The organism is Prescottella equi (genome assembly GCF_020171745.1).
GTDB classification, from domain to species: domain Bacteria; phylum Actinomycetota; class Actinomycetes; order Mycobacteriales; family Mycobacteriaceae; genus Prescottella; species Prescottella equi_A.
This window is the reverse complement of record NZ_JAIVAH010000002.1, coordinates 44,898-67,524: the sequence shown is the minus strand read 5'-3', so window position 1 is coordinate 67,524 and position 22,627 is coordinate 44,898. Positions and strand designations below refer to the sequence as shown.

At 69.9% G+C, this 22,627-nt stretch carries 20 protein-coding genes; 10 read left to right on the top strand and 10 right to left on the bottom strand.

Annotated features, from left to right (window positions below; translation table 11 throughout):
* The first annotated feature begins 61 nt into the window (after positions 1-61).
* The 3 genes from LCL87_RS00310 to LCL87_RS00300 are packed head-to-tail and all read left to right on the top strand — an operon-like array spanning position 62 to position 3,301.
* Positions 62-1,576, top strand: coding sequence for a class I adenylate-forming enzyme family protein (locus LCL87_RS00310; protein WP_225015397.1), 1,515 nt, complete (start codon positions 62-64; stop codon positions 1,574-1,576).
* Entirely contained in the window at positions 1,566-2,327 is a 762-nt protein-coding gene (locus LCL87_RS00305) for a crotonase/enoyl-CoA hydratase family protein (protein WP_225015395.1), read from the top strand. Before LCL87_RS00310 ends, LCL87_RS00305 begins: the two co-directional genes overlap by 11 nt.
* A 5-nt stretch (positions 2,328-2,332) precedes the next feature.
* Positions 2,333-3,301 carry an adenosine deaminase gene (locus LCL87_RS00300; protein ID WP_225015393.1) on the top strand — a complete coding sequence of 323 codons (969 nt, stop codon included), beginning with the start codon at positions 2,333-2,335 and terminating at the stop codon, positions 3,299-3,301.
* Positions 3,302-3,359: 58 nt separating this feature from the next.
* Here LCL87_RS00300 and LCL87_RS00295 read toward each other — a convergent pair whose 3' ends face one another.
* The 3 genes from LCL87_RS00295 to LCL87_RS00285 all read right to left on the bottom strand — a co-directional run bounded on the left by LCL87_RS00295 (position 3,360) and on the right by LCL87_RS00285 (position 4,515).
* On the bottom strand, positions 3,360-3,620 hold the full coding sequence (locus LCL87_RS00295; RefSeq protein ID WP_225015391.1) for a GlsB/YeaQ/YmgE family stress response membrane protein: 261 nt from the start codon (positions 3,618-3,620) through the stop codon (positions 3,360-3,362).
* Positions 3,621-3,695: 75 nt separating this feature from the next.
* Positions 3,696-3,932 (bottom strand): microaggregate-binding protein 1, encoded by a 237-nt coding sequence (gene mbp1 / locus LCL87_RS00290; protein WP_225015389.1) that lies wholly within the window; start codon positions 3,930-3,932, stop codon positions 3,696-3,698.
* A gap of 43 nt (positions 3,933-3,975) precedes the next feature.
* On the bottom strand, positions 3,976-4,515 hold the full coding sequence (locus LCL87_RS00285) for a Dps family protein (protein WP_225015388.1): 540 nt from the start codon (positions 4,513-4,515) through the stop codon (positions 3,976-3,978).
* Between the two features lie 214 nt (positions 4,516-4,729).
* Here LCL87_RS00285 and LCL87_RS00280 point away from each other — a divergent pair, with 214 nt between their 5' ends.
* Together LCL87_RS00280 and LCL87_RS00275 are read left to right on the top strand one after the other, a co-directional pair.
* On the top strand, positions 4,730-5,551 hold the full coding sequence (locus LCL87_RS00280) for a hypothetical protein (protein ID WP_225015386.1): 822 nt from the start codon (positions 4,730-4,732) through the stop codon (positions 5,549-5,551).
* Positions 5,552-5,575: 24 nt separating this feature from the next.
* Positions 5,576-6,826, top strand: coding sequence for an MFS transporter (locus LCL87_RS00275; protein ID WP_225015384.1), 1,251 nt, complete (start codon positions 5,576-5,578; stop codon positions 6,824-6,826).
* Between the two features lie 61 nt (positions 6,827-6,887).
* Here LCL87_RS00275 and LCL87_RS00270 read toward each other — a convergent pair whose 3' ends face one another.
* The 3 genes from LCL87_RS00270 to LCL87_RS00260 all read right to left on the bottom strand — a co-directional run bounded on the left by LCL87_RS00270 (position 6,888) and on the right by LCL87_RS00260 (position 10,852).
* On the bottom strand, positions 6,888-8,060 hold the full coding sequence (locus LCL87_RS00270) for an acetyl-CoA C-acyltransferase (protein WP_225015383.1): 1,173 nt from the start codon (positions 8,058-8,060) through the stop codon (positions 6,888-6,890).
* 88 nt (positions 8,061-8,148) lie between these two features.
* Positions 8,149-9,489 carry an amidase family protein gene (locus LCL87_RS00265; RefSeq protein ID WP_225015381.1) on the bottom strand — a complete coding sequence of 447 codons (1,341 nt, stop codon included), beginning with the start codon at positions 9,487-9,489 and terminating at the stop codon, positions 8,149-8,151.
* Positions 9,490-9,541: 52 nt separating this feature from the next.
* Positions 9,542-10,852 carry a D-arabinono-1,4-lactone oxidase gene (locus LCL87_RS00260; protein WP_225015379.1) on the bottom strand — a complete coding sequence of 437 codons (1,311 nt, stop codon included), beginning with the start codon at positions 10,850-10,852 and terminating at the stop codon, positions 9,542-9,544.
* A gap of 77 nt (positions 10,853-10,929) precedes the next feature.
* On the opposite strand from LCL87_RS00260, the gene LCL87_RS00255 reads away from it, so the two are divergent.
* Together LCL87_RS00255 and LCL87_RS00250 are read left to right on the top strand one after the other, a co-directional pair.
* Entirely contained in the window at positions 10,930-11,601 is a 672-nt protein-coding gene (locus LCL87_RS00255; RefSeq protein ID WP_225015377.1) for a TetR/AcrR family transcriptional regulator, read from the top strand.
* Between the two features lie 59 nt (positions 11,602-11,660).
* Entirely contained in the window at positions 11,661-12,839 is a 1,179-nt protein-coding gene (locus tag LCL87_RS00250; RefSeq protein WP_225015374.1) for an amino acid deaminase/aldolase, read from the top strand.
* Here LCL87_RS00250 and LCL87_RS00245 read toward each other — a convergent pair.
* Positions 12,809-16,342, bottom strand: coding sequence for a bifunctional RecB family nuclease/DEAD/DEAH box helicase (locus LCL87_RS00245; RefSeq protein WP_225015372.1), 3,534 nt, complete (start codon positions 16,340-16,342; stop codon positions 12,809-12,811). The genes LCL87_RS00250 and LCL87_RS00245 overlap by 31 nt on opposite strands.
* A 100-nt stretch (positions 16,343-16,442) precedes the next feature.
* On the opposite strand from LCL87_RS00245, the gene LCL87_RS00240 reads away from it, so the two are divergent.
* Both LCL87_RS00240 and LCL87_RS00235 read left to right on the top strand, forming a co-directional pair.
* A complete protein-coding gene (locus LCL87_RS00240) occupies positions 16,443-17,078 on the top strand; it encodes an alpha/beta fold hydrolase (protein WP_225015370.1) in 636 nt (211 codons plus the stop codon).
* The gene (locus tag LCL87_RS00235; protein WP_225015369.1) at positions 17,078-17,833 is read left to right on the top strand and encodes a maleylpyruvate isomerase N-terminal domain-containing protein; all 756 of its coding nucleotides are present in this window, start codon (positions 17,078-17,080) and stop codon (positions 17,831-17,833) included. The genes LCL87_RS00240 and LCL87_RS00235 overlap by 1 nt, the downstream gene beginning before the upstream one ends.
* Before the next feature lie 84 nt (positions 17,834-17,917).
* Here the strand turns inward: LCL87_RS00235 and LCL87_RS00230 are convergent, their stop codons facing one another.
* The 3 genes from LCL87_RS00230 to LCL87_RS00220 all read right to left on the bottom strand — a co-directional run bounded on the left by LCL87_RS00230 (position 17,918) and on the right by LCL87_RS00220 (position 21,301).
* Positions 17,918-19,705, bottom strand: coding sequence for an AMP-dependent synthetase/ligase (locus LCL87_RS00230; RefSeq protein WP_225015367.1), 1,788 nt, complete (start codon positions 19,703-19,705; stop codon positions 17,918-17,920).
* A gap of 165 nt (positions 19,706-19,870) precedes the next feature.
* The gene (locus tag LCL87_RS00225) at positions 19,871-20,587 is read right to left on the bottom strand and encodes a DUF8548 family protein (RefSeq protein ID WP_225015365.1); all 717 of its coding nucleotides are present in this window, start codon (positions 20,585-20,587) and stop codon (positions 19,871-19,873) included.
* A 69-nt stretch (positions 20,588-20,656) separates the two neighbouring features.
* Complete coding sequence (locus LCL87_RS00220; RefSeq protein WP_225015363.1) at positions 20,657-21,301, bottom strand: phosphoribosyltransferase family protein; 645 nt, start codon at positions 21,299-21,301, stop codon at positions 20,657-20,659.
* Positions 21,302-21,432: 131 nt separating this feature from the next.
* Between LCL87_RS00220 and LCL87_RS00215 the strand changes: the two genes are divergently transcribed.
* Complete coding sequence (locus LCL87_RS00215) at positions 21,433-22,596, top strand: alpha-hydroxy-acid oxidizing protein (RefSeq protein ID WP_225015360.1); 1,164 nt, start codon at positions 21,433-21,435, stop codon at positions 22,594-22,596.
* The last annotated feature ends 31 nt before the right edge of the window (positions 22,597-22,627 follow it).

Genomic DNA, 22,627 nt, shown 5'->3' with positions numbered 1-22,627 from the left:
CGCGGCACTTCTGTGACGGGGGTCATATAGTCGGGGCCAACCCGACTCGGTGGAGGTGACTATGGCGTCGCTGCTCGAGTACCCGACCGCGGCGGACCCGGCGCTCGGCGACCGCATGGTGCGCCGCGCCGACGGGCTGCTGCACTACACGGGACTCACGCCGTGCCTCACCGAGCTGCTCGACATCTCCGCGCACCGGTTCGCGGGCCGCGAGGCAGTCGTCGAGGTCGGCGGCGGGCCGCGGCTCAGTTACACGCAGTTGTGGACGTCGGCGTCCCGGGTCGCGGGCGGTCTGCTCGAGCAGGGTGTCGGCATCGGTGACCGGGTCGCGATCCGGATGCCGAACGGGGCACGGTGGGTGCAGGCGTTCCTGGGAGTGCTGCTCGCCGGAGGTGTGCCCGTGCCGGTGCACCCCGGCCACGACGGTGGGCAGCTCCGGCACATTCTCGAGGACAGCGGCAGCCTCCTGGTGCTCGACGGCGAACTCCCGAGCGGAACCCCGTTCATCGACGACGGCGCGGCGCCCGGCGATTCGGCCCTGCTGTTCTACACCGGCGGGACGACCGGGACACCCAAGGGCGTCGAACTGAGCCACGAGAACGTCCTGTCCACCGTAGCGGCGGTGATCGGGTCGTGGGGCGGCGCGGCGGACGGTGCCCGGCATGCGGTGGCGTTGCCGTTGAGTTCCGCGGCGGCGTGCGTGGCGCAGTTGCTCCCGACGCTGGTGTCGGGCGGGACGGTCGTGCTGGCGCCCGAGTTCGATGCCGACGGTCTGCTGCGGACCCTCGATGCCGAAGGAGTCGAACGGCTTTCGGCACCCGCACCGCTGTGCCGGCAGGTGGTGCGCGCGACCGCCGGGCAGCTCGCGGCGCTCCGGTTCCTCGCCCTCGACGACGAACTGTTGTCGGCGTCCACGCTGCACCGGTTGCGTGAGCGGTTTCCCGCCGCCGACGTCGTCTCTGGGTGGGGAATGACGGAGACCGGTGGTGCGGGCCTCGTCCTGCGGATGGGTTCGGGCTGCGATCGCCCCGAATCACCGCACGGGGGAATGGAGTTCGCGGTCTCGGCGCCCGAGGCAGGCGTGGGCGAGCTGTGGTGCCGGGGGCCGAGCGTGATGCGCGGGTACTGGGGTGACCCCGCGGCGACCGCGCGCACGATCGCGGGTGGGTGGCTGCACACGGGCGACGTCGTGCGGATCGGCCGCGCCGGTGACGTGCGGTTCGTCGGCCGCGCGGCGGACGCCGTCGAGATCCCGCGCGGTGTGGTCTACAGCCGCGAGATCGAGGACGTGCTGCTCGACTTCCCGGGCGTCGAGGAGGCCGTCGTGGTAGGTGTATCGACGCCGCGGGGGCCCGATCTCGGGGTCGCGCTGGTGCCGGCGACGGGCATCGCCCTCGACCTCGATGCGGTCCGCGAATACCTCGACCGGCCGCTAGGGCACCGTCTGCCGCCGCGGCTGTGCGCGAGCGTGCAGCACCTGCCGCGAGGATCGACGGGACGTGTCGATCGCCGGTCGGTGCGCTCGTGGCTGGAAGGTTCGTGTACCACGAAGAAGGGAAACATCGATGTCGGATGAGGTTCTGCTCGAGCGCCGAGATCGGGTGCTGGTCATCACGATCAACCGCGCGGAGGCCCGCAACGCGATCAACGGAGCGGTCAGCCGGGGTCTGGCGGCGGCCGTCGACGAATTGGACGAGGACGACGGCCTGTCGCTGGCGATTCTCACCGGTGCGGGCGGAAACTTCTGCGCCGGTATGGATCTCAAGGCGTTCGTAGCGGGTGAGAGCGTAGTGGTGCCGGGCAAGGGGCTCGGTTTCACCGAGGCGCCGCCACGTAAACCCATCATCTCCGCCGTCGAGGGCTACGCGCTCGCGGGCGGCACCGAACTGGTACTCGCGACCGATCTGGTGGTGGCGTCGCGGGAGGCCCGCTTCGGTATCCCCGAGGTCAAGCGCGGGCTGGCCGCGGGCGCGGGCGGGTTGTTGCGTCTGCCCCAGCGAATTCCGTACCAGAAGGCGATGGAGTACGCGCTCACCGGCGACCCGTTCACCGCCGAGGAGGCCGCCGCGTACGGGTTCGTCAACACGCTGACCGAACCCGGCGGTGCGCTGGCCGGCGCCCTCGCGCTGGCGGACCGGATCACGGCCAACGGGCCGCTCGCGGTCGCGAAGACCAAGGAGGTACTCGTCCGGTCGGGGGAGTGGGCGGCCGACGAGGCCTTCGCCCGGCAGTTCGAGGTGATCGGGCCGGTCTTCGGTTCCGAGGACGCGCGCGAGGGCGCCACCGCCTTCGCGGAGAAGCGCGCACCGGTGTGGAAGGGGCGCTGACGATCATGGCCGCGACACCGTTCGCGGAGTTGCACATGCACATCGAGGGTGCGCTGGGGCCGGAGTTGATCTTCGCGCTGGCCGAGCGCAATCGCATGCATCTTCCGTACAGCGGGCTCGCCGACCTCGAGTCGCGCTACGAGTTCACCGATCTGCAGTCGTTCCTCGATCTGTACTACGCCAACATGGCAGTGCTGCGGACCGCGGAGGACTTCGCCGACCTCACCCGCGACTACCTGCGCCGCGCCGCGGCGGCGGGGGTGCGGCACGTGGAGATCTTCTTCGATCCACAGGCCCACATCACCCGCGGCGTCCCGCTGCAGGAGGTGCTCGACGGAATCCTCGACGCGCTCGATGCGAGCGAGCGCGAGTTCGGGGTGAGCAGCGGTCTGCTCGCGGCGTTCCTCCGCGACCAGCCGGTGCACGACGCCGAGGAGGTGCTCGGTGAACTGCTCCGTCTGCGGGCGCCCCTGCTGGGTGTCGGGCTGGACTCGGCGGAGGTCGGCTATCCGCCGACGCTGTTCGAGGACGTGTTCGCTCGGGCCCGGGCCGAGGGGCTGCACGTGGTGGCGCACGCCGGCGAGGAGGGTCCGCCCGAGTACATCTGGCAGGCGCTCGACCTGCTCGGTGCCGAGCGGATCGACCACGGCGTGCGGTGCCTCGAGGATCCGGCGCTCGTGACGCGCCTGGTGGACGAGGAGATCCCGCTGACGGTGTGCCCGCTCTCGAACGTCCGCCTGCGCGTAGTGGATTCGATCGCGGACCACCCGCTCCGGACGATGCTGCAGGCGGGTCTGCGTGTCACCGTGAACTCCGACGACCCCGCCTACTTCGGTGGGGACGTCGGGGAGAACTTCGCGCAACTGCGCAGCGGCATCGGGCTGACCGATGCCGAGGTGGAGACACTGGCCCGCAACTCCATCGAGGCGTCGTTCGCGAGCGACGCGCGCAAGGCCGAACTGCTCGCGCTGTGACAGAGGACGGAGGAGGGCCCGGTCACCGATGGTGACCGGGCCCTCTGCGATCGCGGCGTCAGCGTCGACCGGTGACCAGCTTGACCAGGAACAGCAAGATGATCGCGCCGAACAGGCACGTGAGGAAGCTGAAGATCAGCCCGCCGCCCTCGACGTCGAGGAAAGCGCTGAGAATGAAGCCGCCGATGAGACCGCCGACGATGCCGACGACGACGTTGAGGATGATGCCCATCTGTTCGTCGGTCTTCATGATCTTGCTGCCGATCCAGCCGGCGAGACCGCCGATGATGATCCAACCGATGATTCCGAGAGAGAGCATGGCGGTCCTTTCGAGATGGAGGGCGGTCCGGGCGCCCCCGACGGGTGCCCGGACCGGGTTTCGGAGCTCGAGCGGCTACTCCTGCTCGGCGCGCTGGCGCGCCTCCTGCGCGGCGGCCTCGGCGCGGGCCTTCTCGGCCTCGGCTTCCTTCTGCGCGACCTCGCGCTGCGCCTCTGCCTTGTCCTGCTGGGCTTCGCCCTCGCGGCGCAGCGAGTCCTGCCCCGTCACCGCGCCGGCGACTTCCTTCACCTTGCCCTTGATGCCTTCGACGACGCCCTCGACGGCTTCGGCGGGTCCACCCTTGTCGGTCATCGCGATGTCCTTTCCTGGAGGAGCTCGGTGTCGGTGGGGTGGATCAGCGGACGGCGGCGGCCGCCTTCTGCTCGGTGGGTTCGCCCTCGTTCGCGAGGTGCCCGCCCGAGTTCTCGAGATGGGCGCGGACGAACCACTGGAACTTCTCGAGTTCGGCGGTCTGGCCGATCAGCATGTCCTCGGTGATCGGATCGATCTCGCCGACGGTGCTGATCGACTCGCGGTTGTCCTCGATGAGGCCGGTGTAGACCAGGTCGAGTGCCGCGAGGTGGGCCTGCGCGCTGTCGCGGCCGACGGAGTAGTCGTCCCACGAGCGGTCCTTCTCGATCGCGCCCGGCGTGCCCTTGGGGGAAACGCCGAGCGCCGCGATGCGTTCCGCGACCGCGTCGGCGTATCCGCGCACCAGGTCGACCTGGGGATCGATCATCTCGTGCACGCCGATGAAGTTCGGACCCACCACGTTCCAGTGGATGTGCTTGAGCGTGAGATGCAGGTCGTTGTAGGCGCTGAGTCGGTTCTGCAGAGTGTCGGCGACCTTGGATCCCTGTTCGGCGGTCAGTCCCGGAACGGTGAAGTTCGTCATCGTCTGTCCTTTCGTCCTCTCCAGGTGTTCCCCTTCGCCGTGAGATTCACGCATCCGAGTTGCCGGATACGAACTCTTCGCCGGTGAAGCGATGTTGTCGCTCCCAACGGTACTACAAAATCTATGTCTTGCATGGCAGATAAATTGCCGCAGGTGGAGTGGGGTGTTTCGGGTCCTGGTCGACAGCGCGGCGCGGTGTCAGGATCGACGGGTGATGGATGTCGACGAAGTGGCCGACGAGTTGTACGCGCTCGATCCATCCGGTTTCGTCGCTTCCCGGACCGCCTGGGTCTCGGAGGCGAAGGCGCAGAAGGACCGCGACGCGGCCACCGCGATCGCCCGCTTGAAGAAGCCGACCGTCGTCGGGTGGGCCGTCAACCTCCTGGCGCGGGAACTGCCGGACGAGGTCGATGCAGTCCTGTCTCTGGGCGACGCACTGCATAAGGCGCAGCGCCGCCTCGATGCCGAGACCCTGCGCGCGCTCACCGACCAGCGGCAGCGGCTGGTCCGTTCGCTCACGGCGCGGGCACAGACCCTCGTGCGTGATCGTGGGCGCGTACTGAACGAGACTGCGCTGCGGGAGGTTTCGCAGACCTTGCACGCGGCGATGGCGGATCCGGAGTTGGCCGAGGTGGTGCGCCGGGGCCGAGTCCTGGGGGCGGCCAGCTACAGCGGGTTCGGTCCGCCCGGGCTCGAATCCGTCGAGGAGCGCCCGGAATCTCCTGCTCCGGACCGCGGAGGCGAACGCGAACGGGCGCGGGACGAAGTGCGCGAGGCTCGGGCGGACGCGGAGGCCGCGCGCGAGGCGCTGTCGGCGGCCGAAATCGAGTTGGAGGGGATCCGTTCGGAGGCGACCGAGGGGGAGGAACGCCGGAGGGAACTACAGCGCGAACTCGCGCACCTCGAGGAGCGTGCGGAGTTCCTGGCGAGATCCGAGGCTGCGGCCGTCGACGCGCTCGCCACCGCGCGCGACGCCGTCGATCGCGCGGATCGGCGGGTCACCGACGCGGAGGCCGCCGTCGCAGATCTGCGCTGACCGCCCTCGCTAGGATCTCGTGTCGTGACCTCGGAGAATGTGACGACGACGCCCGATGTCGCGGGTGCGCAGCGCAGGGTGCTGGCCGTCCTGGTGACCGCGCAGATCCTCAGCGGTGCCGGTCTCGCAGCCGGCATCACGGTCGGCGCGCTGCTGGCCCAGGACATGCTGGGCGGCACCGGACTCGCGGGCGTTCCCAGCGCGCTGTTCACGATCGGTTCCGCGGCGGCCGCGGTGACCGTCGGCCGGATCTCGCAGCGCCTCGGCCGGCGGCCCGGCCTCGCGGCGGGATACGCGGTGGGCGCGCTCGGCAGCCTCGGCGTGGTCGCCGCCGCCGCGGTCGACAGCGTCGTGTTGCTGCTGATCTCGCTGTTCGTCTACGGGGCCGGGACGGCCACCAACCTGCAGGCGCGTTACGCGGGCGCCGACCTGGCCGAGCCCGCACATCGCGGCCGGGCCGTGAGTACCGTGCTCGTCGCGACGACGCTCGGTGCCGTCGTGGGCCCCAATCTGGTGACGGTGATGGGCAGCGTCGCCGACGGCCTCGGAATCCCGGCGCTCGCAGGACCGTTCATCCTGGCAGCCGTCGCCTACGCGGCCGCGGGCACGGTGCTGTGGTCGATGCTGCGGCCGGACCCGCTGCTACTCGCCCGCGACATCGATGCCACGGGAGGCGAATCCGGCGCCTCGCTCGGCGTGGAGGTGGACTCGTCGGCCCGGACCTGGAACCCGTCGGTGACCCTCGGCGCGACGGTCATGGTCCTCACTCAACTCGTCATGGTCGCGGTGATGACCATGACCCCGATCCACATGCTGCACCACGGTCACGGCACGGGCGCCGCGGGACTGGTCATCGCGATCCACGTCGCCGCGATGTATCTGCCGTCGCCGCTGTCGGGACGGCTCGCGGACCGATTCGGACCACGTCCGGTCGCGGGCGCGGCCGCGCTGACGATGCTCGCCGCCGGTGTCACCGCCGCGACGGCGCCGGGGGAGTCGGCCGCCGCGCTCGCGGTCGCCCTCGCGCTCCTCGGCCTGGGCTGGAACTTCGGGCTGATCAGTGGGACGGCGATCATCACCGACGCGCTGCCGATCGCCACCCGCGCTCGCACCCAGGGCACCGTCGATCTCACGATCGCGATCGCCGGCGCCGGTGGCGGATTGACGTCGGGCTTGGTCGTCGGCGCCGCGAGTTACGGCTGGTTGGCGATCCTCGGCGGGCTGATCTCGCTGCTCATCGTCCCGGCGCTGGCCCTGCACGCGCGCCGGACCTGAGAAACGCCGAAGGCGGCCGACCCCGAACGGGACCGGCCGCCTTCGCCGTTCGTGACGTGCGTCAGATGCGCTCGTAGATGGTGGCGTTCGCGGTGCCGCCGCCCTCACACATGGTCTGCAGGCCGTAGCGGCCGCCGGTGCGCTGCAGGTGGTGCACCAGCGTCGCGGCCAGACGCGCTCCCGAGCCGCCCAGCGGGTGGCCGAGGGCGATCGCGCCGCCCAGCGGGTTCATCTTCTCCATCGACGCGCCGGTCTCGAGCTGCCACGCCATCGGCACCGAGGCGAACGCCTCGTTGACCTCGAATGCGTCGATGTCGTCGATCGACAGGCCCGACTTCTTCAGCGCCAGTGCGGTCGCCGGGATCGGGCCGGTCAGCATCTTGACCGGGTCGTCGCCGGCGACGACGGCGGTGTGGATGCGGGCGAGCGGCGTCAGGCCCAGTGCCTTCGCCTTCTCCGAGGTCATCACGAGCACCGCGGCGGCGCCGTCGGAGATCTGCGATGCGCTGCCGGCGGTGATGACGCCACCCTCGAGGAACGGCGACTTCAGCTGGCCGAGCTTCTCGGTGGTGGAGCCGCGGCGGATGCCCTCGTCGGCGGAGAACACGGTGCCGTCGGCGAGCATGAAGGGCGCGATCTCGGCGTCGAAGGCGCCCGCGTCCTGGGCGGCGGCGGCACGCTCGTGCGAGGCCACCGAGTACTCGTCGAGCTGCGCGCGGGAGATGTTCCACTGCTGCGCGATCAGCTCGGAGCCGACGCCCTGGTTGAAGCGGCCGTTGAACCCGGGCGCCTCGAGCTGCGTGGCGTAGCGCTCACGCGCGGGGCCGGCGGAATCGCCGGTGCCCGGGACGTTCGAGGAGCCGAGCGGGACCGCGGTCATCATCTCGACACCACCGGCGACGATGACGTCGGCCTGGCCCGAGATGACCGACGCGGCGGCCATCGAGATGGTCTGCTGCGACGAGCCGCACTGGCGGTCGACGGTCAGGCCCGGAACCGACTCGGGCCAACCGGCGCCGAGGACGGCCATGCGGCCGATGTTGCCGGTCTGCATGCCGACGCTGTTGACGTTGCCCCAGTAGACGTCGTCGACGATCGCGGGATCGATGCCGGTGCGCTGGGCGATCGAGCGGAGCACGTGGGCGGACAGCTCCACTGCGTGCACGTCCGCAAGCGAGCCCTTGCGCTTGCCGATGGGGGTACGTACTGCCTCGACGATTACTGCGTCACGCATGTCGCCTCACTCTCTCCGAAGGTAAGTGGATCGAGTGTAATCAGTTGAAGAAATGTGCTGATAGCCGGCCGTCGGTATCGCCGCGCCGTCAGGCCGCGACGCCGGCCCGGACGATCCGGCCGACCAGTGCGAGCACGTCCCGGTCCCGCCCGGCCGGGCCGATCACCGACAGCCCCACCGGGAGGCCGCCGTCGGACCGCACCGGGACGGTGGCCACCGGCAGGCCGGCGACCGTCGCCGCCGTGATCAGCAGTCCGGTGGTGCGCAGCGTGGCGGCGAGGTGGACGCTTCCGGGATCGTCGGCGGTCGACGGCGCGGCCGATCCGGTCGTCGGCAGCAGCAGCACCCGGGAACCGAGGAACTCGCGGACGATCTGCGCGGCGGCGCGCACCTCGGCCAGGCTCCGCTCGTATGTGGGCTGCGAAACCTTGGACGCGGCAAGGAAGTTCACTCGCGCCTCGTCGCTGACCGAACCCGTCGCGGTGGACACCCAGCCGCCGTACTGTTGCCACGCCTCGTAGCCCTGCACCGCGACGACCGCGTCGTACCAGTCGGGCAGTGCGGCGATGTCGAGATCCTCCTCCGCGAGCGGTGGCAGGCCCGAACGCTTCCACTGCGCGAGTGCGGCGCGGACCGCGGGTTGGACGTCGGCGTCGGCGATCGCGAGCAGTCCCGGCGAGGTGACCGCCGCGTCGAACTGGACCTCGGGTGCGGTCGGAAGGAGGGCATCGCCGACGGCCGTGAGCGTGGCGGCGTCGGCGCACACCCAGCCGACGGTGTCGAACGTGCGTGAGAGCGGCATCAATCCGGACGTCGAGACCGCACCGTGCGTGGGGCCGAACCCGTACAGCCCCTGGTATCCGGCGGGGATTCGGATCGACCCCGTCGTGTCCGGGCCCAGTCCGACGGTCGCGGTGCGGCGGGCGACCGCGGTGGACGCTCCCGAGGTCGCGCCGCCGGGAACGCGTCCCGAGGCAGCCGGGTTGGGCGGCGTCCCGTAGGACGTGTTGATGCCCGAGTGGCCGAAGCCGAAGCCGACGGTCTGGGCGATCCCGGTGACGGTGGCGCCCAGCGCGAGCAGGCGGGCCACGCTGTCGGCCGTCGCGGTCTCCGTCGTCGCCTGCCCCAGCCAGGCCGGGTTGCCGGCGCCGACGCGTTGTCCCTCGATCGCGAAGAGGTCGGTGACGGCGACGCGTAGCCCGTTCGCAGGGCCGGAACCGGTTGCGGAAACGAGTGGATCACCCACGACCCGCCAGATCGACTTGTCGTCGGGGACGACGTTTCCTCCGGGCAGTGGCGGAACACCCGGGTCCTTCAGCCCGTCCCCGCAACCCGCCGCCAGTGTGGCCCCGCCGGTAACCACGGCCAGGGCGCTCGCTCGCAGGAAGGCGCGACGATCGAGTCGCGGTCGCTCCGGTCCGGTCGGCACATCGCTCAGACTAGCGATGTGCCGACCGGTAATTCGGTCGATCGGGTGGGTGTCAGGCGAGAACCTGGCGGAGGTACTCGTTGTCGAACGTGCGCGACGGGTCGTGCTTGTCGCGCACCGTGCAGAAGTCGTCGAACCGTGCGTACGTGGGACGCAGATCCTCTGCGGTGCGGCCGTGCATCTTGCCCCAGTGCGGGCGGCCGTCGACGGCGCGCGCGATGGCCTCGACGGCGTCGAAGTACTCGCGGTGATCGCGCCGGTGGTACTGGTGCACCGCGATGTACGCGCTGTCCCGACCGTTCGCGGTCGACATCCACACGTCGTCGCCGGGCGCGAAGCGCACCTCGACGGGGAACGCGATGTTGCAGCCGGACCGGTCGAGCCACGTCGAGATCTCCCGCAGCGTGTCCTTGACGGTCTCGACAGGTACCGCGTATTCCATCTCCCGGAAGCGAACCCGGCGCGGGGAGGCGAACACGCGGTAGCTGCGGTCCGTGAACTCGCGTGCCGACAATGCGCGCGCCGAGATCTGGTTGATCTGCGGAATCGCGGCCGGGAAGGCGGTCGTCACCCGGTTGATGCCCTCGAACAGCGTGTTCGACATCAACTCGTCGTCGAGGTAGCCGCGGATCCGGCTCACCGGGTCGAGCGGGGTGTCACCCGGGAGCCGGGTGTTGCGTTTCGTCAGTACGCGATTGGTGTGCGGGAACCAGTAGAACTCGAAGTGGTCGACGTTCTCCAGGTCGTGCTCGAGCCCGTCGAGGGTTTCGTCGAGCCGGGCCGGGCCCTCGACCGCACGCAGCGCGTACGCCGAGGTGACCGCCAGGTCGAGCTTGGTGATGATGCCGAATGCGCCGAGTCCGATGCGGGCGGCCTGGTAGAGCTCCGGATTCTCCGTCTCCGAGCAGTCCGCGACGGTGCCGTCGGCGAGCACGATCTGCAGTCCGCGGATCAGGGTCGCCAGGCCGCCGAAGCGGGCGCCGGTTCCGTGGGTTCCGGTGCCGAGAGCGCCGGCGATCGACTGCACGTCGATGTCGCCGAGGTTGATCATCGCCAGCCCTCGGTCCCACAGCTGCTCGTTGAGGCTGCGCAGGCGCGTCCCGGCCAGCACGGTGGCCACCGGGCCCTCCGGCGTCTGCCGAACCGACTCGATGCCGCAGATGTTGTCGAGACTGACGAGGACGCCGTCGGTGACGGCAACCCCGGTGAACGAATGGCCCGCCCCCACGGCTTTGACGCGTAATCCCTGCTCGGTCGCCTTGGCAACCAGCATGCTCAGCTCGGCCACCGATCGAGGGGTCTCGAATCGGTGAGGTGTCGACGAGTGGGTCCCCGCCCAGTTGCGCCACGTGTCCTGTGCCATTCCCGCAACTATTCACCTGGACGAGCGTCCAGGCAAATGAGACACGAAAATTCGTCTCCGGGTTTTACGATCATGGGATGTTGAATCGGCTTCCAGCGGAAGAGCGCCGCGCCCAACTCGTCGAAGCGGCGTTGAACATTGCCGAGCGGGGTGGGATCGCTGCGGTCACGATCCGTGCCGTCGCCGAGGAAGCGGGTGTCTCTCTCGGCGTGGTGCACTACTGCTTCGAGAGCAAGGAAGCGCTGGTCGCAGCGATGGCCGAGAGCCTGGTGCTGCAACTCTCCGGCGGGATGCGCGAGGCCTTCGCATCGGTGTGGGACTCGCAGGAACTCAGTGGGCTGCGTGACCTGCGCGAGGTCCTTCATACGGGCCTGACCGGAATGTGGCCGCTGATCGAGGCCACGGCCGATCGTCAGTTGCTCACCTACGAGATCACCGCTTATGCCCTGCGGCACCGTGCCGCGGGCGCGCCGCTCGCCGGGAGTGTCGCGGACGAGCAGTACCGGGTCATGGACATCGAGGCGACGGTCTTCCTCGAGGAGAGCGTTCGTCGCACGGGCTGCACGTGGACGGAACCGGTCGAGGCGATCGCACGTTTCGCGCTCGCCGTCATCGACGGCATCGTGCTCCGCTGGCTGGTCGATCGCGACAGCGCCGCGATCCTCACCGAACTCGACGATCTGGTCCGCATCGTCGGAAGCAAGGCGGTCGAGGCAGGCTCAGACCTGGACAATCGTTCAGCAGAGTGATCGACTGATCCGGACGCCTGCCACCCGCGTGATCGACGGGACTGACGAACGGAACTGATGTGACTGCGACGATCGACCGTCTCACCGCCGCGACCGCGAGCCTGGATCCGCCTTTGGCGGCACTCGATCTCGCGACGTTGCGCACGAACGCCGAAGACCTGGTCCGGCGCGCGGAGGGTACGCCGGTACGGGTCGCGAGCAAGTCGGTGCGGTGCCGCGCCGTCCTCGAGATCGCGCTCGGCTCCGGTCTGACCGCGGCGGGTGGTTTCCGGGGCATCATGTCGTACTCGCTGCGCGAGGCCATCTGGCTCGCTCGGCAGGGTGCGGAGGACGTGCTGATGGGCTATCCCACGGTAGACCGGGCCGCGCTCGCGGAGTTGGGTTCCGACAGTGCCCTTCTCGATCGCATCACCCTGATGGTCGACGACGTCGCGCAGTTGGACGTCGTCCGGGACGCGGTCGGCTCCGACCGCGTGCGACCGAGGATCTGCCTCGACGTCGACGCGTCGCTCCGGCTCGGTCCCGCGCATCTCGGGGTGCGCCGGTCGCCGCTGCGTGAGCCCGCTCAGGTGGCCCGACTCGCCCGCACCGCGGCGGATCGGGGGTTCGCCGTCGTCGGTGTCATGTTCTACGAGGCACAGATCGCCGGGCTGCCCGACACCAGTTTCGCCGTCCGGATGGTGAAGAAGGCGTCGGCGGCCGAACTGTCCACGCGGCGAACGGCGGTCGTCGACGCCGTCACCGTGGAGGTCGGCAAGCTCGAAATCGTCAACAGTGGCGGCACGGGCTCGCTCGAGGTGAGCGCGGCCGATTCGGTCGTCACCGAGGTCACCGCGGGCTCCGGCCTGTACGTGCCCACACTGTTCGACCGCTACCACTCCTTCACGCCGCGACCGGCCATGTTCTTCGCGCTGCCCGCGCTGCGCAAGCCGACTTCGAAGATCACCACGCTGTTCGGTGGCGGGTACATCGCCTCGGGTCCGGCCGGGAAGACTCGGGTGCCCACGCCCGTGTGGCCGGGCGGTCTGAAGTTGCTGCGCAACGAGGGCGCCGGCGAGGTGCAGACCCCGGTGACGGGTGCCGCCGCGGCCGAACTCGCGGTGGGGGACCGGGTGTGGTTCCGCCACGCGAAGGCCGGTGAACTGTGCGAGCGCTTCACCGAGATCCATCTCGTGGACGAGGACGGGCATGCGACGGCGACCCCGACCTATCGCGGTGAAGGCATGTGCTTCGGCTGACCGAGCCGATCCTGTTCGTGGGCCCCGCCGCGATCCTCGGCCGGCTCCGGGGCCAGTCGCAGGAACGCCCCCAGTTCGGCGAGGGCGGTGGGGGTGGGCGGCAGGTAGTGCGTGAACGTGTGTGACCGCACCACGATCGCGCACCACTTGCCGCGCGACACCGCGACGTTCAGCCGGTTGCGGGACAACAGGAACGACATTCCGCGGGGGGCGTCGTCGGCCGTCGACGCGGTCATCGACACGAGGACGACGGCAGCCTGGCGGCCCTGGAACTTGTCGACGGTCCCGACGAGGACGTCGGGTAGTCCCGCACCCGCGAGGGCAGTCCGGAGCAGCGCGACCTGCGCGTTGAAGGGCGCCACGACGAGGACGTCGGCCTGACCGAGCGGCCGGGTGCCGTCGAAGGCGGTGGGATCGGTCCACTCCCGGCCGAGCAGCGACCGGATCTCGGCCACGATCGTCGCCGCCTCCTCGGGGGAATCGGTCGATCTTCCGACGTGCTCGACGATCTCGGTGCGCACACCGGGTTCGACACCAGCGAGGTCTCGCGCGGTCGTCACGGGTTCCTCCGAGTGGAGTCGGCCGCCGTAGGACAGCTGTGACACCCGCTCGCACAGCGTGGGATGCATGCGCCACGTGCGTTCGAGGAAGTATCCACGGTCGGGCGGCAGGGCGTCGTGCTCGGCCGCGAGCCATCCCAGCGCGGACTCGTCGACCGGTTCGGGATGGGTGCCCTGACTGACCTGAGGAAGCTGCTGCGGATCGCCGAGAAGGAGTAGCCGGCGCGCGGCCGCGCTCACCGCGATCGTGTTCGCGAGCGAGAACTGGCCGGCCTCGTCGATCACCAGGAGGTCGAGGCTTCCGACCGGCACGCGGTCGGAATGCGCGAAGTCCCAGGCCGTTCCGCCGATGACACACCCGCCGGCGGCGGCGAGGAAGCCCGGATAGTCGGTGGTGGTGATCGCGGTCCATCGCCGGCTCGGCGCCGGGTCGGCCTTCTTCGCGACCAGCGAGCCGTCGAGTCCCGCGTCGACGACCGCGTCGAGCATGTTCTCCACCACCGAGTGGGACTGCGCGACCACCCCGATCCGCCATCCGTGTTCGGCGACGAGGCGCGCGACGACCCGGCCCCCGGTGAAGGTCTTTCCGGTTCCCGGCGGCCCCTGAACCGCAAGGTACGAATCATCGAGGTCGACGAGCGCGGTGGCGATGGCGGTGGCGGGGTCGGATCCCGCGATCGCCGGCAACCCGGATCCGCTGCGCAGACGCGGTGGCACCCGGCGCAGTATGTCCGTTGCAGCGTTCGCGGGCAGGTCGGGCAGCGCGGCCGCCGTGGCCCCCGCGAACTCTTCGATGGCGCGCTCGATCCGGACCGTCGCGATCGGGTGCCCGGGGGCCAGCGCCATCGGTGTGGCGTCGTATTCGACGTCGCCGGTGAGCAACTCCTCGACGACCACCACATCGTTGAAGCTCGCATCCGTGGCCACCGACAGCACGACGGCCGTCGACCAGGCGCGTCCGCCGGGACGCGCCGAGGTCTTGGCACCGGGAACCGCCTGCTCGTACAGCGGGAACACCTCCGCGCCGGTCCGGATCGTGCTGCCCGTGCCGAAGGTGCCGGTGAGCCGGACATGTCGGCGCAGCTTCCGCTGCTTGGGCGTGCTCTTGTGCCAGCCCTGCACCACCTCCGCGTGGCTCACCACCAGCACGTCGCGGGTGTCGGGCCAGTCGTCGACCGGATCGGTGAGCCGCGCGAAGTGCGACCACCAGAACGGCTTCCGCTCGCGCCGGTGATATCCGACGGCGGCAGCCGTGAGCGCCGCTGCCTGCTGGTCGGCGGTCCGTGTCGCGGCCGGACCGTCGCCCGCGAAGCCGCGCAGGGTACGTTCGGCGGCGCTGTCCTCCTCCGGTTCGGTTGTGAACGGCGAGGTTTCGTGCGGGTGCGGGAGAACGCCGTGCTCGGCGGCGCGGGCCAGCAGCCAGTTGCGTAGTTCCCGGGTGGAGACGCAGTCGTCCTCGTTGTAGTCGCGAATCTCGCGGAGCACCCCGTCGGCCTCGTCGGGCCGACCCCGATCGCGCAGGTCGCAGTAGCGGGCGTACGCGACGACGGAGTCGGCCGCGGTGGTGACGTCGTTGTCGCGCAGGCTCTCGCCCGTGTACAGCGGCTCGAGTTTCTTGATGCTGTACGAGCGTTCGCCGACGCGAAGCGATGCGCGGACGATCGGGTAGAGGTCCACCAGCACCCCGTCACGCAGCAGTTCGTCGACGACCTCCTCGCCGACGCCGTGGCGTGCCGCGAGGCGCAGCAGCGCGGACTTCTCGTACGCCGCGTAGTGGTAGACGTGCATCCCGGGGTGCGCGGCGCGTCGTTCCCGGACGTAGTCGAGGAAGGCGGACAGCGCGCGGCGTTCCTCGGTTCGATCGTGCGCCCAGAACGGGCGGAACAGCGGCGTGCCTCCCGCCTCGGGCTCCTGCAGGACACCGAAGAGATACTCCAGGCCCCACTCGGTCGACCCCGATTCGGCCCACAGCGGGTCACCCTCGAAGTCGAAGTAGATGTCGCCCGGATCGGGCTGCGGCAGCGCGGCCAGCGCGGCGGGATCGAAGATCTCGTACTCGGTCGTGCCGGACGTCTCGCTGCGGACTTGGATCGCGGCCTGGGCCCGCAGGGCGGCGAGCGTCGCCGCGGACAGGCCCGGAACGGCTGCCTTCCTCGCGGCCAACGCGTCGATCGTCGTGACCCCGCCGGACACGAGCTTCTCCCGGCTGCTCGCGCGAATTCCTGCCACCAACAGGGGATCGCGACGACTCTCGATCTCGGGGGCACACGTCTCGCACCGACCACACGCGAAGTACCGCTCGTCGCCCCACTCGACGGGTGCGTCGTCGGCCCGGTGTTCGTCGAGGACGCGCTGCAGTGCCGCCCGACGTGCCCGGTACATCGGGACGAGGTCGGCCAGCGCGTGCACCGAGTCCGCGCCGTCACCGAGCAGCAGGTGCACCTCATCCGCAGGGCGGATGCCCGCGGCGTCGAGCGCGTCGGCATACGCCGCCAGCTGGAGCAGCGCGGAAACCTCCACGTGGCGCGACAGTTTCGCGTCGTACACCGTGTAGGCAGCGCTGTCCTCGGCCTCCCGGACCAGGAAGTCGCAGAACCCGAGGAACCGGCCGTCGAAGAACGTGCCCTGGTGGATCACGGGAGCCCCGGCGAGTGCCGCAGCGATGGTGTCGCGGTGCGCGTCGTACAACCCGACGGCCGTGTACTCGGGCCGAGTGATGGTCTCGACCGGCCCGTAGCGGGCCGCGAAGTCGTCGAGGACCCGGCGCTCGTGCGCCGCACCGAGCTGCGACGCGCGCTGCAGCATGGGGTCGGCCGCCGCCCCCGGCGTCCCGGGGGCGAACCCGAGCAGCCCGTCGAGCTGCCGCAACAGTGCGAACTCGCACGTGGCCGCCACGGTCAGATCCCCGGTGCTGTACACGATCACGTCGTCGAGCAGGAACATCACGCCCCCTTGCCGGTCGGTTCGGGCGATTGTGCCATCGCAGGCCGACAGGTGGGGGAGGTGCGCGCGGATGGCGAACGGTGCCGGGACAATGGGTCCCATGCCGTTCTTCGCCGGGGCTACCGGACAGATCCACTACCGCCGCTGGCCGCTCGCCGGGGACCGCCGGCCCCGCGCCGGGCTGGTGTTCCTGCACGGGATGGGCCAGCACACCGGTCACTACCACCGGTTCGCCGCGAGGCTCGCCGACCACGACATCGAGATGTGGGGCATCGACCAGGCCGGGCACGGACTGTCGGAGGGCACTCCCGGCACGCCCGGCGCCGTCACCGACCTGGCGGACGATGCCGCCCGGCTGACCGGACTCGCCGTCGACGACCGTCCCCGCCTGCCGCTGGCGATCATGGGGCATTCGCTCGGCGCCGCCGTCGCCGTCACCCTGCTGCGACGCGGTCTCGCGCCGTTCCGTGCGGCCGTGCTCTGCGGAACCCCCAAGTCCGTTGTGCAGCACGGTGAGACGTCGGACTTCGCGGACCCGGGATTCCCGGTGCTGGCCGTGCACGGCGTCGACGACCGACTCGCCCCGATCGACGGTGTCCGCGAGTGGTCCGCCGGGGTTCCCGGACTCGAACTGCGGGAATACGCCGACACCGGCCACGACCTGCTGCACGAAAAGGTCCACCGCACCGTCGCCGACGACGTTGCACAGTTCGTTCTCGGCGCTACCGTGGGCTGATGGATACCCCAGATCTGCTGTCCGTGTTGCGCACTCAGGGCGACCTGCTCGCGAGCACTCCGGTGGAAGCCCTCGCCGAGCCGGTGCCGACGGTGCCGGACTGGACTGTCGAGGACGTGCTGCGGCACACCGGCGAGGTGCACCTGTGGGTGGCAGCGGTGCTGCGGGCGGAACCCGAGGCGCCGCTGAAGGTGATCCACCGCGACCGCGACATGCCGCGGGGACCCGAGTGTGTCCCGGCCTACCGCGCGGCCCTGGACACGGTCCTGGCGGAGTTCGATCGGCGCGGAGTCGATCAGCCGGTCGCGGCGATGGGTGGCCCGAAAACCGTCTCGTGGTGGATCCGACGGCAGGCGCACGAGGTCGCAGTCCACCGGATGGACGTCGCCGATGCGATCAGCGCGGGCGGTGGGGCGGACGCGTCGGCCCTCGCTCCGGCAGTGGCGGCCGACGGTGTCGACGAGTGGACCACGGTCTTCCTCCCTCGCCTGGGTCGCGCCGGGAGGTTCCCGGACTCGCTCGGCGGCCGCACGATCCACCTGCACGGCACCGACACCGCTCCTGCCGAGTGGTACCTCGCGTTCGACGGCGGATCGGTCGCGGTGACCCGGGAACATCGCAAAGCCGATGTGGCGCTGCGGGGTCCGGCGCAGGACCTGTTGCTGACACTGTGGCGTCGACGGCCGTTGGACGGCGTCGACATCGTCGGCGACGTCGCGGTCGCCCGCGCGCTGTTGGGTGCGGCGGCCGTGTAGGAACCCGCCGTGTAAGGCCTATCGATACGAGCCGGGCCCGGACGCGATGTGAGTCGCGTCCGGGCCCGGAAATCGTTGTCGTGCTTACGTGTAGATGCGCTCGATCAGCGCCGCGTGCTGCTCGTGGATGATGTTGCGCTTGAGCTTGAGGGTCGGCGTCAGCTCGCCGGTCTCGACGGTGAAGTCGACCTCGAGGATCCGGTACTTCTTGATCTGCTCGGGGTTCGACACCTTGCGGTTGCCCTCGACGACGGCGGAGTCGATCTCGGCGATCAGGTCGGGGTGCTTGACCAGTTCGGCGATCGGTGTGTCCGCGGCCAGGCCCTTGCGTTCCTTCCAGCCCGGCAGCGACTCCGGGTCGAGGGTGATGAGTGCACCGATGAACGGCTTGGCGTCACCGACGACGAGGCATTGGCTGATCAGCGGGTGGGCGCGCAGCGCGTCCTCGAGCACGGCCGGCGCCACGTTCTTGCCGCCGGCGGTCACGATGATCTCCTTCTTGCGGCCGGTGATCGACACGTAGCCCTCGGTGTCGATCGAGCCGAGGTCGCCGGTGTGGAACCAGCCGTCGCGGATCGCGTCGGCGGTCGCGGCCTCGTTGTGCCAGTAGCCGTCGAACACGACGGGCCCGCGTACCAGCAGTTCGCCGTCCTCCGCGATCTTCGCGGCGTGACCGTTGATCGGCTTGCCGACCGTGCCCACCTTCTGGTCGCGCGTGGTGTTGACCGTGATGGCGGCGCTGGTCTCGGTGAGGCCGTAGCCCTCGTACACCGGGACGCCGACACCGCGGAAGAAGTGACCGAGGCGGGCACCGAGCGCGGCGCCGCCGGAGACCGCGCGGTCGCACTCGCCGCCGAGCGCGACCCGCAGCTTCGAGTACACGAGCTTGTCGAACAGCGCGTGGCGCAGGCGCAGACCGAGTCCGGCGCCGCCGGTCTCCTGGGCCTCGCTCCACGCGATGGCCGTTTCGGCTGCCTTGGCGAAGATCTTGCCCTTGCCGCCGTCCTCCGCCTTCTGCTTGGCCGAGTTGTAGACCTTCTCGAACACGCGCGGGACGGACAGGATGAAGTTCGGCTTGAACACCGCGAACTGGTCGAGCAGCGTCGTCAGGTCGGAGGTGTGGGCGACCGTCACCTTCGCGTCGAACGCGCCGAACGAGATCGCCCGCGCGAACACGTGCGCGAGCGGCAGGAACATGAGGGTGCGCTTGCCCTCCTGCATCGCGTCGCCGAGCGCGATCTTCACGGCCGCGGACTCCGCGTAGAAGTTCGAGTGGGTCAGTTGCACGCCCTTGGGGCGACCCGTGGTGCCGGACGTGTAGATGAGCGTCGCGGGCGAAGAAGCGCGCACCTGGTGCCGGCGCTCGTGCAGTGCGTCGTCGCTGACGCCGCTACCACGAGTGATCAGCTCGTCGAGTGCGCCGGCCTCGATCTGCAGGACCTCGCGCAGGGCCGGGGCGGCCTCGGCGACATCCTTGACGGTCTCCGCGTGGGCCGACGTCTCGACGACGAGTAAGGACGTTGCCGAGTCCTCGAGGATCCATTGGGCCTGATCCGCGGACGACGTGTCGTAGATCGCGACGGTGCAGCCGCCCGCGGTCCAGATGGCGTAGTCGAGAACGACCCATTCGTAACGGGTCCCCGAGAGGATCGCGACGCGGTCGCCGAGTTCGATGCCGGACGCCATCAGGCCCTTCGCGACGGCCTTGACCTGCTTGGCGAACTCCGCCGCGGTGACGTCTACCCAGCCGCCGTTGCCGGGCTTCTTGAAGGGCACGAGGTTCGGACACTCGGCTTCGTACCGGAACACAGTGTCGGCCATGGACGCGTCTTCCGGAATGGTGAACGACTGTGGAACCGAATACTCACGCACTTTGACCCCTCCAAGAAAATGACATGATGGATGTGCATTGGATCACATTCGGAGGCGCTTTGCACTAGGTCAAGTGCCCGATTTGCCGCATTGATGGCGCTCACCTGCGGAAATAAGTGTAACCGTGAGTCCTGCTAACTTTCTGCAGGTAGCGGGCGCGCCGCGTCAGGCGACGGTGTCGCAGGCCTCCGGATGAGCGCACTTCCACCGCCGCACCGCGTGCTCGAGCGCCGGGGGCTCGACACCGAGGGCGTCGGCCGCGGCGGCCAGGATCTCCGCGGGCGGCGCAGCGGGTCCGGCGGCCTCGGAGGCGTTCGAGAGTGCCGACCCGACGAACTCGTCGATCGCACCGGGGTGCTGCATGTGCGGGACCCCCGCGAGCAGCAGTAGGTGCTCCCACGTGCTGTCGTCGTGGGCGCCGCTGCATTCGACCCAGGCGTCGTGCAGGTTCCCACGCGCCCGTTCGTCTCGGGTGGCGTCGAGCAGATCTCCGACCGAATCGATGCGCAGGGTGTGCAGGCGCTCGGCCGTTCGCTGAATCTCGGCGGCACGCAGCGGCGCCCCCGTCTCGGAGTAACGGCGCTTGTAGTTACCGATTTTCCCGGCCCACTGTTCGGAACTGCCGGCCTCCTCGAAAGTCCGGAGCAACTCGCGGGCGCCGTCGTCGACCGGCCCCGGGGCGTGCGCGCGGCGATACGCCCGGTAGCGGTCGATGACCGTGCCGGCATCGGCGTAGCGGGAACCGGCAGCCTGGACCGACTCGATGATGCACAGTGCGAGGCTGCGCCGGTACTCGTCCGGCGGCACCCAACCCGACGGATCACCGAGCTGGTTCCGGCACGCATCGGCAACCGTCTGCACTTGCTGTTCCGAGACGCTCACGGTTCCTCCCTGACAGTGCGGGGCCTGGCGAAACGTGTATCGCTGGGATGCTGTCGAATGTTGCACCCGTCACGTCCACTGCCGTCGGGCGCGGGACAGCAGGTCGGTGACCTCGTGGTCGTCCAGTTGATGGAAGTCGATGTAGGCCCCACCCACACCGCCGAGATTGGCCGGGACGAACGGGCACACCACCTCGTCCGCGGTCACCCGGAGCCGGGCAACCGCTTCGGACGACGCGACCGGCACCGCCACGACAATCCGTTCGGCGCCCTCCGCTCGCGCCGCGACGCACGCGACGGCTGCCGTCGCGCCGGTCGCCATGCCGTCGTCGACGAGCACGACGACGCGTCCCCGCAGCGGCACGCGAGGGCTGCCGCCCCGCAGGACCCCGGCGCGGCGCTCCAGCTCGCGGCGTTCGTCGATCCGGACCGCGTTCACGGCCTGCGGGGTCACCCCGGACAGGCGGACGACGTCGTCGTTGAGGACCTCGAAGTCACCCTCGGCGATCGCGCCCATGGCAAGTTCCGGCTGCCACGGCACGCCCAGTTTGCGGACCAGCAGGACGTCGAGTGGTGCGGCGAGAGCCTCGGCGATCTCGAAGGCGACCGGGACACCGCCGCGGGGGAGTCCGAGCACGACCGGATCGGATCCGCGGAGGTGACCGAGCGACTTGGTCAGCGCCCGACCGGCTCTCGCTCGCGTTGCGTAGTGCATTCGCGTGCTCCGTCGAAAAGGTTCGCCCTCGTCCTCGACGATACGCCGATGCGTGGTTACGCTGTGCCGCGCAGCGGGCCGCCTCGAAACCCTCGCCGGCGCCGATCATTTCGCACCAGGATGGAGACATCATGCAGTTCGGCAGCTACCAGAACGAGATCTACCTCGCGGCACTGGCGGGTCGGGTGCCCGAGTTCCCGATGGAGTACGACGCGCTCGAGGCGAAGGCCACCGCCGCGATGCCGGAGTCGCTCTTCTCGTACGTCGCGGGTGGTGCCGGGGACGAGACCACCCAGCGCCGCAATGTCGAGGCCTTCGACCAGTGGGGACTGATCCCGCGCATGCTGGTGGGTGCGGAGAGTCCGAACCTGGCGGTCGAGGCGTGGGGCCACACCTTCGCCACGCCGATCTTCATGGCGCCCGTCGGCGTCATCGGGCTCTGTGACCGCGACCACCACGGTGACATCGCGGTCGCGAAGGCGGCCGCGCAGACCGGCGTGCCCGCGATGTTCTCCACCCTCATGGAGGATCCGCTCGAGGACGTCGTCGCGCACGCCGGCGACACGCCCAGCTTCTTCCAGCTCTACACGCCCAAGAATCGGGACCTCGCCGAGAGCTTCGTCAAGCGGGCCGAGGCCGCCGGCTACGCGGGGATCACCGTCACCCTCGACACCTGGGTTCCCGGGTGGCGCCCACGTGACCTGACCACCGGGAACTTTCCCCAGCTTCGCGGTCACGTCCTGAAGAACTACACGTCCGACCCGGTGTTCCGGGACATGGTCGGCTCGGACGATCCGCAGATGACGGTGCTGCACTGGGTGCAGACCTTCGGGAACTCGCTCACGTGGACGGACCTGGACTGGCTGCGTTCGCTCACCACCCTGCCGATCATTCTCAAGGGAATCTCGCATCCCGAGGACGCGCGACGGGCGATCGACGCCGGCGTCGACGGCATATACTGCTCGAATCACGGTGGGCGGCAGGCGAACGGGGGGATCGCCGCGCTCGAGACGCTGCCGGCGGTGGTCGAGGCGTGCGACGACCGGGTGCCGGTGCTGTTCGACTCGGGCGTCCGGTCGGGCTCCGACGTGGTGAAGGCGCTCGGGCTGGGCGCCACGATGGTCGGGATCGGACGCCCCTACGTGTACGGCCTCGCGCTGGGCGGGGTGCCCGGCCTGGTCCACGTGCTGCGCATGATGCTGGCCGAGGCGGAACTGCTCATGGGCGTCAACGGGTACCCGGACGTCGCGGCGGTGCGGGAGAACATCCGTCGTCTCACACTTGGCGTCCTCTAGACGAAAACGGCTGCGGTGCCGTGGGTTCGGG

Bases quoted from the DNA above. Each gene is read 5' to 3' on its own strand.
- LCL87_RS00310 (WP_225015397.1), top strand. From the start codon at position 62: ATGGCGTCGCTGCTCGAGTACCCGACCGCGGCGGACCCGGCGCTCGGC.
- LCL87_RS00220 (WP_225015363.1), bottom strand. From the start codon at position 21,301: ATGCACTACGCAACGCGAGCGAGAGCCGGTCGGGCGCTGACCAAGTCG.
- LCL87_RS00245 (WP_225015372.1), bottom strand. From the start codon at position 16,342: ATGTTCCTGCTCGACGACGTGATCGTGTACAGCACCGGGGATCTGACC.
- LCL87_RS00240 (WP_225015370.1), top strand. From the start codon at position 16,443: ATGCCGTTCTTCGCCGGGGCTACCGGACAGATCCACTACCGCCGCTGG.
- LCL87_RS00300 (WP_225015393.1), top strand. From the start codon at position 2,333: ATGGCCGCGACACCGTTCGCGGAGTTGCACATGCACATCGAGGGTGCG.
- LCL87_RS00215 (WP_225015360.1), top strand. From the start codon at position 21,433: ATGCAGTTCGGCAGCTACCAGAACGAGATCTACCTCGCGGCACTGGCG.
- LCL87_RS00285 (WP_225015388.1), bottom strand. From the start codon at position 4,515: ATGACGAACTTCACCGTTCCGGGACTGACCGCCGAACAGGGATCCAAG.
- LCL87_RS00295 (WP_225015391.1), bottom strand. From the start codon at position 3,620: ATGCTCTCTCTCGGAATCATCGGTTGGATCATCATCGGCGGTCTCGCC.
- LCL87_RS00260 (WP_225015379.1), bottom strand. From the start codon at position 10,852: ATGGCACAGGACACGTGGCGCAACTGGGCGGGGACCCACTCGTCGACA.
- LCL87_RS00305 (WP_225015395.1), top strand. From the start codon at position 1,566: ATGTCGGATGAGGTTCTGCTCGAGCGCCGAGATCGGGTGCTGGTCATC.
- mbp1 (WP_225015389.1), bottom strand. From the start codon at position 3,932: ATGACCGACAAGGGTGGACCCGCCGAAGCCGTCGAGGGCGTCGTCGAA.
- LCL87_RS00235 (WP_225015369.1), top strand. From the start codon at position 17,078: ATGGATACCCCAGATCTGCTGTCCGTGTTGCGCACTCAGGGCGACCTG.
- LCL87_RS00280 (WP_225015386.1), top strand. From the start codon at position 4,730: ATGGATGTCGACGAAGTGGCCGACGAGTTGTACGCGCTCGATCCATCC.
- LCL87_RS00270 (WP_225015383.1), bottom strand. From the start codon at position 8,060: ATGCGTGACGCAGTAATCGTCGAGGCAGTACGTACCCCCATCGGCAAG.
- LCL87_RS00255 (WP_225015377.1), top strand. From the start codon at position 10,930: ATGTTGAATCGGCTTCCAGCGGAAGAGCGCCGCGCCCAACTCGTCGAA.